The following is a 12,436-nucleotide window of genomic DNA, read 5'->3' as shown; positions in this document are numbered from 1 at the left end:
ACAGTTAATAAGGCGTTAGTGTGGTCTTGCCTTAAACTCTTTAAGGGGCATTTAATATTGGATTTGAAATACAGTTCTTTGAAATGAAAAAGGCCATCAATGATGGCCTTTTCTTGTCTATGAAACCCTAAAGTTTATGTCGGAAGCGGGTTCGCTGGCCCCGATAGACCACCGCTTTTCTTGGCGCCCTCACCACGGCCTAACTCTGTATCCTTAGCAGGACAGAAGCTTAGAACAGTTGCCCCCTCTGCACGCGCTTCTTGACCGGGCTGAATGAACTCAACCGTACCGTCTGCGCGTTTTGCCAGAATCAAGTCGAGGTCATCACCGCGGTCTTTATAAAAATCATCCAATGTATAATTTTCAGATAAGTTAGTAGAGCGGAAACGCCAACCACCCCACCAGTCTCGGGTCAATGAGTCAAAGCTACGGCCACGCGAGGTGAGCGTTCGGCCCCGAGAGGTGAAGGCAATTGTATCACTGTCACTCTCATCATTATCAGATCCCGGAACTTGGAAGACACGATGACGGCCTAGTTCTGGTGCAAACTCGACGCAAACCAATGAGTTATACGCGTCATTTGGCGTCGCAGCGATAAGTGAAGTAAAGGCAGAATGGTCTAAGGAGTAATCTGCATTTTCGGACAGCACTTCACCATAGAAGGTCGTGTGCCCTTCTAGACGAGCGCCGCGTAAACGACGCCAATTTGTATCCGCGACAGTGACGGGCACGCCCATATCTTTGATAGCTTTCGCCAAACCAAGAGACCAAGGGTTAGCCCCGACGATCATAACGCCGTGACCGCCGCCCGCAGCCAGACCAAGCGCCTTTGATATCGGCCCGATCAAGAAACCTGCAAACAATACGGTTGCGAATACAAGGGCAAAAGCCAAGGGCACAAACAATGTACCGTCTGGACGGCCCAGCGCATTCAGTTCAGCAGCAAACAAACCTGCAACAGCCACAGCGACTACACCGCGCGGCGCAATAATGCTAATGAGCAGGCTTTCTTTCCACGTTAATCCTGACCACAAAGTAGACAGCATAACCGCAATTGGCCTTACTAAGAACATCATGGCAAAGACAAAGGCCAGAACGCGCCAATTCGTTACAAATTCAATCAAAATAGCAGGCGTCAAAGTCGCTGTTAAAATAACGAACACGCCTGAAACCAAGATGATGGCGATGTTTTCTTTGAAACGACGCATTTCAACCATGGCAGCAAATTTCGTATTTGCCATCGTCATGCCTAACGCTGTGACAGCCAATAGCCCCGTTTCTTCGGCAAGACGGTTGGCGATGACATAAATTAAGAGCACCCAAGCCAATACAATCGGCGCTTTTAAATATTCAGGAATATGCCCTCTACGGAAGGCCCAAGCCATACCAACACCAGAAACAATCCCGACTAAAGTACCGAAAGCCGCGGCAAAGGCGAGCTTCCCGAATACAAAGAACATAGACGCTTCAGTCTGAGAAAAACGAATAAATTCATATCCGCCCACGGCAAATAAAGCGCCAAGCGGGTCATTTACAATACCTTCCCATTTCAGCACGTTAGCAGGTCGGGATTTTAAATGGGCCTGCCTTAACAACGGCATAATCACCGTAGGGCCTGTCACAACGAACAAACCACCAACCATGACGGATATATCCCATGCCAAGCCAACAATATAGTGACATGCGGCAGCCCCTAAAACCCACGCGATGGGCGCCGCAACAAAGACCATACGCCCAACGGCATGGCGAGAATCACCCAAATCTTTGAAGCGCAATGTCATCCCACCTTCGAATAGGATAATCGCAACAGCCAATCCTATCATTGGCCGATATAGATCACCGAAGTCATTGACGGGATTCAACCTTAATTGCTCAAGAAAATGTGCAATAGGCGCGGGCATGTTAAACCCTAATAAGTAACCAAATAATGGCCCAAATATCAGTCCTGCAATCGCCATTAAGACAATCGCAGGGCGTTGCAAACGCCAAGCAAGCCATTGCGCGCCAATTCCAAGGGCACCAATAACGGCAATTTTTAGGGGCAATGCATTCACTGCATGATGTGCAATATCAACGGCCATGCTTATCCTTCATCATGTTATGTTTTCTCAAATTTTGAATATTACTTGTTTTAAGGCGGACATAATTGCCTCAGCGTGGGGAAAACCCTTATATAAAAGATCTGTGAAAACCTGTGGTTTTGTCCGTATGATTCTATCTACAGTTTGAAGTCTATTCTGAGACGCGGTGAATATCAAACCCGATATCGTTTTTCCCGTAATGCCCATTATCAAAGGCATCAATTTGGTCTTGGAAATAATCATAAAGGTGCTCATATAAACCTTCGAGTACGGCACCAAGCTCTACATCATTGATTGGCAAGGATAATTCAAATTCTCGTCCTTTTTCGATAGACAGAAATACTTGATTCCCTTCCTTACGACAGGTCAGTACAAGACGCATATAATCCTGTTTTTTCGAAATCGCGACCGCCAACCCAAAACTTATGGGTTCAAGTGGCAAAAAGCCCTTTCCCCAGGCTGAAAAAGCAGCAGAGCCTGAATTTTGTGCAGCAAACGGGCCTTTGGGAGGGACAAGATAAACGCATTGTTTGCCTTCATCCAAGAACTTGCAAAAGGAATCTCTGATAGTCTCCGCCACATTGCGAACCTGAGAGTAATTCTGAAAACTCCGGTCTCCATAGGTCTCGGCGGCTTCTGCCAAACGGTCCAACCGGGACAATTTAGATTTTGCAGCTGTTTCAGGCTTATTTCCAACCATGCAAATTTCTCTCTTTTAAGGACCAAAGCTCAGTAAAGCATAAATATAGGGATTGGCATAGTATATGTAAGGTTTGAGACAAATTCATATATCAATATTTTGCTCTGGAACCTTATTGTCATGACTCTGAGTGCACGGCTCTAATATCGCCCGTAAGCCAGCCTTATAATCCGTGTATTTCGGCATCCATGAAAGTTCTAACTTTGCCCGGCTAATATCTATACGTTTGGTCTCACTATAAAAGGTTCGCGCCATGTCAGATACAGTTTCATCCTCTAGACCGACCCGAGGCGGTGAATCTACACCAATAAGCTTTGCTGCATAATCCAACACATCTTGTGGTGGAGCGGGATGCCCGTCTGCAATATTGTAAATACGCTGTGGATTTGGACGAGAAATAGACGCGATAATCGCACTGACGCAATCGTCAATATATATTCGATTCACAACATGTCCGTCTTTAATCACAGCGCGCGCCGTTCCTGACTTTAATTTTGAAAAAGGGGCGCGGCCTTGGCCATAGAGCCCTGCCAGCCGAAATATATGAACAGGCCAGAGCGTCTCAAGCCATTCAAGCTCTGCCTCGGCGCGGGCTTTCCCTCTTTTAAGCTGTGGATTAGCTGGCTCCCCTTCAAACGCCCACAGCCCCTGTCGGTCTCCATAAACACTCGTTGCAGATAGATAAGCAAGCCACTTTGCACGGGGTCGCAAGCTTCCGAACTGGGCAACGACTGGATCATATACTCCATTTGCATCAGGAGATTTACAAGGCGGAATAGAGCTTATGATAATCTCTGCTTTTTCGAAGCAATCCGAGATTTCAGAACTGGCTAAAGATTGACTGACTATAGGCGCAATGTTGTTCGCCTCGAGCGCTTTCACCTCTGCAGGTGTACGTGTTGTGCCTACGCAGCTATAGCCCAACGCTGTCAAAACGGGGGCCAAAGCCCGCGCGGTATAACCTGCGCCCAAAAGGAGCGCGACGGGCCGCTCTACCCTCTCGCTCACCGCTTTCCCTGTATGCAAATTAATGCGTGTCCCCATTGCTGTTTCACTCTTCCCCTTGCTAAAGGCCTTTTATGTTAAAACCTGTTTTTCTATTGTCTGCCTCTATTCTAGTCTTGCCGCTATTTCTGACCCATGCCAAGGCCCAGAATCTTGAGCCTCAAAATAAGCCCAGCCTTGATCAAAGAATTGATGGGCCCAAACGCGGAAATTTAACCTCGGCTTTTGATGAAAAACATAAAACCTGTTTAGAACGCATCGCTGAAAATTCAGATCTAGCTTATGAAGAAGCAATGATTTGGCGCTCTGAAGGCGGCGGTAGGCGCGCCAAACATTGTGAGGCTATGGCTCTTTTTGCCCTAGGACATGCGGATGAAGCCGCCCATCGTCTAGATCAATTGGCGCAAGCCTCTGATGGAGGCTCACCAGAAATGCGGGCCAATTTTTATCTAGAAGCCTCTAACTTTTGGCTCGCTGCCGAGAATAGTTATAAAGCTTATGCCTCAGCGAAAGCAGGGCTAGATATTGATGAAACCAGAACAGATTTGCGTATTGCGCGTGCGCGAGCTTATGTGATGCGCGAACGCTATGAATATGCTGAGACAGATTTAACTTACGCGCTTAAATTTGAACCCCAAAATGTGGCGGCCCTACGTTACAGAGCAGATGCCCGTTTTCGACAAAACAAATTTGACGCCGCACTTAAAGACATTGAATTAGCCCTCACGCTAGCACCTGAAAGTGTTGAAACGGCACTTTTACGCGGCAGAATAAAAGAAGCCCGAAGAGGGGCTTCTAATTAGAGCCAGTTTCAAAAGTTGCATCTATGCTTTAAAGAATTGAGAACGGTTTACTTCTCAATATCTAGGGTCTCGAGGAAGAACTCTAATATTTGTCGGTCACGATGTGTTTTATTTGCAGGATTGCGGAAACCATGTTTTTCGCCCGGATAAGTCATCACCCGTAAATTTTGTTTTCCTGATTTCTGCATAGCATCCATCAAGATAATCGAATTACGGAATACCACATTATCGTCGGCCATACCGTGAATAAGTAGAACCGGTTCTGTTATACCCTCCAAATGGGCCAAAACATTACCGTTCTCATAGGCCCCTTCCGTATAATTTGCGGAGTCTTTTACAGGGCTTCCTAAGAATCTCTCCGTATATGCTGTGTCATAAAGACTCCAATCCGTAACTGGCGCGCCAGAGACACCGCTTTTATAAAGTTCTGTTTGTCCCAGCATATGCAGGGTCATATACCCCCCATATGACCAGCCATAAACTCCCATACGATCAGGATCTATATAGGACTTGCTCCGTAAAAACTCAGCGCCCGTGACCTGGTCTACGACTTCAGTCGTCCCCATTGATCGGTAAAGGCTGTCTTCAAAAGCTTTGCCTCGATTTGTCGCCCCGCGATTATCAAGCTGGAACACAACAAACCCATGATGAGCGAGCATTTGCGCAAATTGATTTCTCCAATCGCGCTTAACACGTTGAACATTTGGCCCCCCATAAACAATAGTAATACTCGCACGCTTTTCACCGGGACGGAGGTCAACCGGTTTAAACAACATATAATCTAGCAGCGTTCCGTCTTCGGCACTGATTTGGCCGAATTCAGGTGTGATGTGATTATCCATATAAGGCGCATATGGGTGTGTCTCATCCAGACTATTTTTATTCAGCCATGCTAATGGTGTTCCATCTGCCTCGAATGCTTGTGTTTGCTTCGGTGTATTTAATCCAGAGAAAGATCCAATGAACCGCGAACAGTCTTTGTTAAAACGCGCCGAATGTTGTCCCGCTCGTGTTGTGATTTGCGTCACAATAGGGGCTGCCTCGGTAGTTTCAGTCTCTGCCTCCACCGTCGTTTCACCTGATGTTGAAGTCGCTTCTGTGATAACATCAATTGCTGATTCATCACCTGCTTTATCTGACGATTCAGCGCTTTTTGGTTTATCATTTTGAGGTGGTGAAACCTTAAAAATATGAGTCTCAAGCGGCGTTTCCTGCCAACCCGATACAAACATATCCCCTGTTTCAGAGTTTCGGCATAACAAGCTGTGCACATTCAGATTGTCAGGCGTTAAAGCGACGACTTCGCCTGTATTATCTATTTTAAAAATCTGAGCTTTGTCATTGCGTTGTGCTTTCCAGAGCAATCCACCCTCTTTAAGCGCCCTAAGAGTAGACCCAATATTCAACCATGTCGGAGACGTCTCAGTGTAAATAACCTCGCCCTGCCCTGTAGCAGCATTAAATCTTTTGAAAATATGTGTTTTTTGATCTCGGGATAAAATCCCCGCAATGACAGAACCACCATCAGCAGACCAAACAACGCGTGTTAAATATATATCTTTGTCTTCGCCCAAATCGAGCCAACGTGTGCGTCCGCCTTTAGCGCTCACGATTCCAAGTTTAACTGTGGCATTAGTCGTACCTGCAAAAGGATAACGCTGCGCAATATTGACAACGCCATCAGCGCCGAAGTCTAAACGGTTTTCAATCGCTATCCCTGATTCATCAATTTGTGTGTAGGCAATACGATCAGCTTTCGGCGAAACCCAATAGCCCGTTCTGCGGTTTAATTCTTCTTGAACTACGAAACTGGCCGTCGCATTGCGAATTGTGTCAGTCGCACCGTCAGAGAGTTGTCGCTCCAAACCTGTTTTGAGATTTTTAATGTATAATTCGTTCTCACGGACATAAGAAACTTTTGTACCGTCCCGGCTAACTTTTGGGTCAGTTTCATACCCTTTTGTTGCCGTAACTTGCTGACTTTCTTTTGTTTCCAAATCATAGAGATAAATATCTCCACCCAAAGGGAATAAAAGCAATGAGTCACCAACCCAAGAATAGCTAACAATACCCTTACCGTATTCACGGGCCCGTTCACGCCTATTCTTTTCTTCTTCCGAAAGCACTTCTGGCTCACCAAGAATATCGGTTGAACTTACCAATAATCGACCTTCACCGCTCGTCAGGTCATAAGCCCATAAATCTTGCTGCTGTGCATCATCTTCGCGGCCCTGCAATACAGTAATAAATTCGCCATTGGGGGCAATCTTAACGCTTGAGAGCGTTTTGCCTGAGAGCGCTGGCGAACGATTTATAATCTCTGGAGTTAAAAACCCCGACCCAGGATTTTCTGTTAAATAGCTGCGTTTATTGTCTTGTGTTTGCGCCTGCTGCGCCGCGGCCTGTAAACTATCCGTAGCGTTTATAACGGGCGCTAGCTCGATGGCGGGCTGGGCTGTCTCATCCGTTTTATCTGTTTGAGGTTTTTCTGCGCAGGCTGAAATCAAATTCAGTGCTGACAAAACCATGATGGATGAAAGCGTTAGTCGAAAATTGAACATGAGCGAACTCGCAGAGGTTATAGGTCAAAACCATATAGAATTAACGCCGTTAAATATCATGCGTTCATAAGGTTCAAGTTATTCTCATATATTTTTCTGGTAATGCTATAGCTATTTGCGGAAACCCTTAGAAAACCATTTCTTCCTCTCAAAGGAGGGGGCAAATTTTCGCTTAAGCATTGCAGTTTTTTTCTGTTGGGATAGGCTTCACTCATGTTGGATTTACGACCCGTATTTTTCGTTGTTGGCTTAATGGTCGCGGCATTGGGGTTGATAATGTTCATTCCGATGTTTGTAGACATGTATCATGATGGCCTCTCTTGGCGGGGCTTTGGCATTTCAGGCATTCTCAGCTTTCTTTTCGGAGTCTCAATGGCTCTGGCGAATTATACACCCAAACCCGACCTTGGCGCTCGGGGCGCCTTTTTGTTGACTGTATCTTCATGGGTGGCCTTATCAGCTTTTGCTTCGCTACCCTTTTTAATGGAGCCAATAGGCCTTTCTATTACTGACGCAATATTTGAGGCCACATCTGGCATCACGACTACGGGCTCAACTATATTAACAGGCTTAGACCATATGCCTCGCGGCGTGCTTTTATGGCGCGCTATGCTGCAATGGATTGGTGGTATCGGCATTATTGTCACGGCTATGGCCATTCTTCCCATGCTGAAAATTGGTGGGATGCAGCTCTTCAGATTGGAAAGCTCTGATATGGGAGAAAAAATCCTCCCTCGCGCCGCTTCTATCGCTATGGCTATCTCCCTCATTTATTTGGGACTGACGATTCTTTGCACTGTTCTTTACATGGTTGTGGGTATGAGCGGTTTTGATGCCATTGCCCATGCAATGACAACATTGGCCACTGGAGGGTATTCCACATCTGATGCGTCAATGGGCGGCTTTATGGATCAAGGCGCGGACCTTGTTTGCATCGCATTTATGATGGCCGGCGGTATGCCCTTTGGCATGTATCTTTTGATGACGCGCGGAGATTTTAAAGCGCCTCTCAGAGACCCCCAAGTCAGAGCTTTTGTTGGTATTATGATCAGCTTGATTGCTCTGGTTACATTGGGGCTTTGGGCGGGATCAGAATATAGTGCGGCAGAAGGAGCAAGCTTCTGGCAAGCGCTCCGTCTATCCGCCTTTAACACGGTCTCTATTGTTACTGGCACGGGCTATGCCACAACAGATTATAATAGTTGGGGGCCTTTTGCCTTAGGCGCTTTTTTTGTTTTTATGTTTATTGGCGGCTGCGCGGGCTCCACAGCCTGCTCTATCAAAATATTCCGTTATCAGGTCGCCTTTGAAGCCTTAAGAGCCTATCTGTTTAAAATGCCCCGTAATCACGCCGTTTCGCCTCTACGCTACGGAGGCGCGCCCTTACCGGAATCCGTGGTATTTTCCATCTTAAGCTACTTCTTTTTATTTTTTCTAACCTTTGCGGTTACGGCCATAGCCCTGTCTTTCATTGGGTTAGATCCAATCACGGCTTGGTCAGGGGCTGGCAGCGCTGTGGCCAATGTTGGGCCCGGGCTGGGGGAGATTATTGGGCCTGCGGGTACCTACCAATCTTTACCAGCTTCAGCCAAATGGGTGCTGATGACGGCCATGATTGTAGGCCGCCTTGAAATTATTACCGCGCTCGTAATTTTAAACCCCGCTTTTTGGCGGACTTAAGACAGCCTAACCAGAAATATCTGCGAGTTCAAACACGTAGTCAGTTGCGCAGAACTCGCAATTGGCCTTAATCGCTTTTCCGTCTTCTGCCATATCTTTCAACGCGGCGGCGTCAAAACTGCGTAAAGTTGTTTCCAGTCGTTCACGGGAGCATCTACACTTTCCTGAAATTTTGTGCGTTTCCACGACACGAACACCATCTTCGTGGAATAATCGGTAAAGCAAACGATTTTGAGCCAAATCTGGGTCAATCAGCTCGGCATCGCTGATAGTTGCGAATAGAGACTGTGCTGTAGCCCAAGCATTTTCTGTATCGCCACGTGCCGTATCATTCGCAATTTTTTGGATCATCATGCCACCGCCTCGCCAAGTCGGAGCGTCTTCAGTAGATTGGACCTGCCCAACAGCGAGCTTAATCGCCGTGGGGATTTGCTCTGACTGTTTAAAATAATGTTCGGCACATTCTGATAAGCGCTGTCCTTGGATAGCGGCCAATCCTTGGTATTGGTCCATGTCTGGACCTTGATCGATGGTCATAGAAAATGTCCCTTCGCCCAGTAATACATCCGCCCCCGGATTACGGTTATCAAGCAAAGTTTCTTTCAGCGTGGCCTCATCCCAACGGGCATAACCTCGAATATCACCTTCCGTTGTGCAATCTGCCATCAGAAGGCTAATCGCGCCTTTATTGGTACCGTGACACTGCACAACCAATCGGCCCTTAAATTTTAGAGCTTGCGTCACGAGCGCGCCAATTAACATCGCCTCGCCCAGCAAGCGTGCAATCGGATCTGGATAGCGCGGCTCGCCATTTGGTCCTGTTAAGGCCTGATGTAAGGCCTCCCCTAAATGGACAGCTCTGCCGCGCACGGGTTGTTCATGCAGTTGAAAAACTGTGACTTCATTATCAGATTGAGCGTCAAGGTCAGCAATATGCGGGGATGATTTTGTCATGCGCGTTATGTGGGGGAAAACCTGCGTAAAGCAAGGGCGCAGTCTGTAATAAAAAACCCCGCTGGCTAAGCGGGGTTGAATTCGAGAGTGGGAGGTCCTCTCCGCAAAAATGCCGATCCTCGGCATTTATTACTCAAATGGCTTTTTAAGCGCTCATTTTATCTTTAGCAGGGTCACGAAGCACATAGCCACGTCCCCAAACAGTTTCGATGTAATGATCGCCCTGCGTCGCAGAGGCCAGCTTCTTACGTAACTTACATATAAAGACGTCGATGATTTTCAACTCTGGTTCATCCATACCGCCATAGAGGTGGTTTAAAAACATTTCTTTCGTCAGAGTTGTTCCCTTACGTAAAGAAAGCAATTCTAGCATTTGGTATTCTTTGCCCGTTAGGTGAACCCGGTGGTCGCCCACTTCAACAGTTTTAGCATCAAGGTTCACTTTGATATCGCCTGTTGTGATAACAGATTGGCTGTGGCCTTTTGAACGACGGACAACAGCGTGAATACGCGCCACCAATTCGTCTTTGTGGAATGGCTTTGTCATGAAATCATCAGCCCCAGTACCAAGACCGCGAACTTTTGAATCGATATCGCTTGTACCCGATAGAATAAAGATAGGTGTATTGACCTTTGCCATACGTAGCGTCTTAAGAACATCGAAGCCCGGCATATCGGGTAAGTTCAGGTCAAGTAGGATAATATCATAGTCATAGAGTTTGCCAAGATCGACACCCTCTTCTCCAAGGTCCGTCGTATAAACGTTGAACCCTTCGGTTTTTAGCATCAATTCGATGCCTTGTGCTGTCGCACTATCATCTTCAATTAGAAGAACGCGCATAATTCCCTCCCAGGCGAATCACTGTCTCTTAGCCTTAGAGACATGGTTAATGGACTTCTAGCGGTAAGGGAATCCCGTAAAGCAAATGTTAACAGCGTTAATCATTAGACAGAAAAGGGCGATAAACCGCAGTAAAATCGTTAAATTCGTACTGAATCGCCAAAATAATCTGAAAAAGTCCTAATTTTTTTTAACCCTGTCTTTTCATAGAATCGAAAGCCTAATGCTCTAACAAGCTCAGTAGGAGAGATAAAAGCGATAAGCCAAAATAGGTTTACGAGGTTATCTCATTTGCATTTTTTGCAAATTTTGGGCTGAAATTGGCCCGGGTGAAAATGATTGGGAGTACATGAATGGCACATTCTATGGATAAATCCGTGCAGAAAACGCGGTTTGCAATTTCAGAACTACAAAAACGCATCAGCGTATTAGAAGCGACACGCGAAGATTTAGAACGTCAAATCCGCAAACTTAATGATAGTGTGCCAGAAGACCAAGTCGATCCAAACGCACAAAAAGAGGGTTATGTCGCTTATGGCTCATATGCCAACTCAGTAATCACGCGCAAAGCCAATATTCGACGTTCACTCGATGACATTACCGAGCAAACGCAGACTTTATCTGCAGATCTTCGAATTGCCCTCGACGCCTTGGATAGTTTCGAACGTGTAAGAGCCCGCCGCTTGGCTGCAAAAGCTGAAAAAGCAATGCAACGCCGCATTGGATAGCCCCCGCTTCCCATTTCAAATAAAAAAGCCCGCCAAATCTTGGCGGGCTTTTTCATATTCAGAACATTTATATGGGATGAGCAAATAAATGAGGTAGCAAGACACGTGTCTTGTCTGACTGACATTTGCATATCCATCAGAGTAAATTTAGCGCCCCCCACTTGGAAAAGTAGGGAGCCTGTATAAATTAAAGCCTAATGCTTTAAGCGTGACTGAAAAGTCAGGCCCTAGAAGCGATAGCGACCGCGGAGTGTGACAGGCACAACAATCCGTGCATCGCCGTCATTAATACCGTTAAAGGCTGCTGGCGTTGCTGATGACTGATCGAATTTTTGTGTGTAACGTACACCTGTCTCAAGCGCGAGTGTTGAGTATTTTGACAATGGCACTTCAACACCTGCAAGACCGGCTGCATGCGCATTCCAACCGCTATCGTAAAGAGCGATGTCACCTGGAGCATAAGCTGCGCCGCCAGTTGTTAGGTTAGTAAGCGCAACATCATTATTGTGTGTCGCACCAACGCGGCCTTCAACATAAGGGCGGTAGCTCTTTAGCAACCAACCTTGTTGAGGTTTGAAATATTGGCGCAAACCAAGTTCAGCACCATAAGTTTCGAGATCTGTTAGCTCACCATTTAAGTTACCTGCAGGGCCTGCAAGTGTACCTAGGTCACGTGTGCCAGACGATTCAGCTTTGCTGTAAAAGCCTGTCGCTGTTACTTTACGGTTTGGGTTCAAAGCATAAGAAACGCCTGCTTCACCGCGGAAAGCGGGGTTATATGCATCGTTAAAGCTTACGTCATTAAATGTACCTGCTGCAGCTACATTTGATCCTGAAACGATATCACCTGAAACATCCGCCCCTATTCCTAGGCCGCCTTCAATATTCCAACGTGACAAGCATTGACCGCTTGCGCATGTATTGTGTGAGGGCTCTGTTCCATAATAGCCTGTATTTGCATCATGGTGGTCATAGTTTTTTCCGCCGCCGAGGCCGAGGAAAGAACATCCTGAAAGCGCAACCGTTGCTGCGCCAAGTAGTAGAATTCGCATTGCTTTCATCCCTGTGTTCCAATGTGGCACA

10 protein-coding genes are annotated in these 12,436 nt (G+C 46.6%); 3 read left to right on the top strand and 7 right to left on the bottom strand.

Annotated features, from left to right (window positions below; genetic code table 11):
• Positions 1-134 precede the first annotated feature (134 nt).
• The 3 genes from DES40_RS12905 to DES40_RS12895 form a co-directional block, all read right to left on the bottom strand.
• Entirely contained in the window at positions 135-2,081 is a 1,947-nt protein-coding gene (locus DES40_RS12905) for a cation:proton antiporter (protein ID WP_121102803.1), read from the bottom strand.
• 151 nt (positions 2,082-2,232) lie between these two features.
• Positions 2,233-2,781, bottom strand: coding sequence for a hypothetical protein (locus DES40_RS12900; RefSeq protein ID WP_121102802.1), 549 nt, complete (start codon positions 2,779-2,781; stop codon positions 2,233-2,235).
• An 84-nt stretch (positions 2,782-2,865) separates the two neighbouring features.
• The gene (locus DES40_RS12895; protein WP_121102800.1) at positions 2,866-3,825 is read right to left on the bottom strand and encodes an SDR family oxidoreductase; all 960 of its coding nucleotides are present in this window, start codon (positions 3,823-3,825) and stop codon (positions 2,866-2,868) included.
• A 35-nt stretch (positions 3,826-3,860) separates the two neighbouring features.
• Here DES40_RS12895 and DES40_RS12890 point away from each other — a divergent pair, with 35 nt between their 5' ends.
• Entirely contained in the window at positions 3,861-4,589 is a 729-nt protein-coding gene (locus DES40_RS12890; RefSeq protein WP_121102798.1) for a tetratricopeptide repeat protein, read from the top strand.
• Between the two features lie 47 nt (positions 4,590-4,636).
• On the opposite strand, the gene DES40_RS12885 is transcribed toward DES40_RS12890, so the two are convergent.
• A complete protein-coding gene (locus tag DES40_RS12885) occupies positions 4,637-7,150 on the bottom strand; it encodes a S9 family peptidase (protein WP_121102796.1) in 2,514 nt (837 codons plus the stop codon).
• Between the two features lie 213 nt (positions 7,151-7,363).
• Between DES40_RS12885 and DES40_RS12880 the strand changes: the two genes are divergently transcribed.
• Complete coding sequence (locus DES40_RS12880; protein WP_121102794.1) at positions 7,364-8,830, top strand: TrkH family potassium uptake protein; 1,467 nt, start codon at positions 7,364-7,366, stop codon at positions 8,828-8,830.
• A gap of 6 nt (positions 8,831-8,836) precedes the next feature.
• Here the strand turns inward: DES40_RS12880 and DES40_RS12875 are convergent, their stop codons facing one another.
• Together DES40_RS12875 and ctrA are read right to left on the bottom strand one after the other, a co-directional pair.
• Positions 8,837-9,784 (bottom strand): Hsp33 family molecular chaperone HslO, encoded by a 948-nt coding sequence (locus tag DES40_RS12875; protein ID WP_121102792.1) that lies wholly within the window; start codon positions 9,782-9,784, stop codon positions 8,837-8,839.
• A gap of 145 nt (positions 9,785-9,929) precedes the next feature.
• Positions 9,930-10,625, bottom strand: a complete 696-nt coding sequence (gene ctrA / locus DES40_RS12870) for a response regulator transcription factor CtrA (RefSeq protein ID WP_121102790.1) — start codon at positions 10,623-10,625, stop codon at positions 9,930-9,932.
• A 353-nt stretch (positions 10,626-10,978) separates the two neighbouring features.
• On the opposite strand from ctrA, the gene DES40_RS12865 reads away from it, so the two are divergent.
• Positions 10,979-11,353, top strand: a complete 375-nt coding sequence (locus DES40_RS12865; protein WP_147405918.1) for a flagellar export protein FliJ — start codon at positions 10,979-10,981, stop codon at positions 11,351-11,353.
• Between the two features lie 227 nt (positions 11,354-11,580).
• On the opposite strand, the gene DES40_RS12860 is transcribed toward DES40_RS12865, so the two are convergent.
• Positions 11,581-12,405 carry a porin family protein gene (locus DES40_RS12860; RefSeq protein ID WP_147405917.1) on the bottom strand — a complete coding sequence of 275 codons (825 nt, stop codon included), beginning with the start codon at positions 12,403-12,405 and terminating at the stop codon, positions 11,581-11,583.
• Positions 12,406-12,436 lie beyond the last annotated feature (31 nt).

It is taken from the genome of Litorimonas taeanensis (assembly GCF_003634015.1).
Lineage (GTDB): Bacteria > Pseudomonadota > Alphaproteobacteria > Caulobacterales > Maricaulaceae > Litorimonas > Litorimonas taeanensis.
Note: the sequence above shows the minus strand (reverse complement) of the source record. Positions and strands in the feature narration are given on the sequence as shown.

What these genes read in the sequence shown, in the direction of transcription:
- DES40_RS12900 (WP_121102802.1), bottom strand. Translation starts at nt 2,781, where the DNA reads ATGGTTGGAAATAAGCCTGAAACAGCTGCAAAATCTAAATTGTCCCGG.
- DES40_RS12885 (WP_121102796.1), bottom strand. Translation starts at nt 7,150, where the DNA reads ATGTTCAATTTTCGACTAACGCTTTCATCCATCATGGTTTTGTCAGCA.
- DES40_RS12865 (WP_147405918.1), top strand. Translation starts at nt 10,979, where the DNA reads ATGGCACATTCTATGGATAAATCCGTGCAGAAAACGCGGTTTGCAATT.
- DES40_RS12875 (WP_121102792.1), bottom strand. Translation starts at nt 9,784, where the DNA reads ATGACAAAATCATCCCCGCATATTGCTGACCTTGACGCTCAATCTGAT.
- DES40_RS12905 (WP_121102803.1), bottom strand. Translation starts at nt 2,081, where the DNA reads ATGGCCGTTGATATTGCACATCATGCAGTGAATGCATTGCCCCTAAAA.
- ctrA (WP_121102790.1), bottom strand. Translation starts at nt 10,625, where the DNA reads ATGCGCGTTCTTCTAATTGAAGATGATAGTGCGACAGCACAAGGCATC.
- DES40_RS12880 (WP_121102794.1), top strand. Translation starts at nt 7,364, where the DNA reads ATGTTGGATTTACGACCCGTATTTTTCGTTGTTGGCTTAATGGTCGCG.
- DES40_RS12895 (WP_121102800.1), bottom strand. Translation starts at nt 3,825, where the DNA reads ATGGGGACACGCATTAATTTGCATACAGGGAAAGCGGTGAGCGAGAGG.
- DES40_RS12890 (WP_121102798.1), top strand. Translation starts at nt 3,861, where the DNA reads ATGTTAAAACCTGTTTTTCTATTGTCTGCCTCTATTCTAGTCTTGCCG.
- DES40_RS12860 (WP_147405917.1), bottom strand. Translation starts at nt 12,405, where the DNA reads ATGCGAATTCTACTACTTGGCGCAGCAACGGTTGCGCTTTCAGGATGT.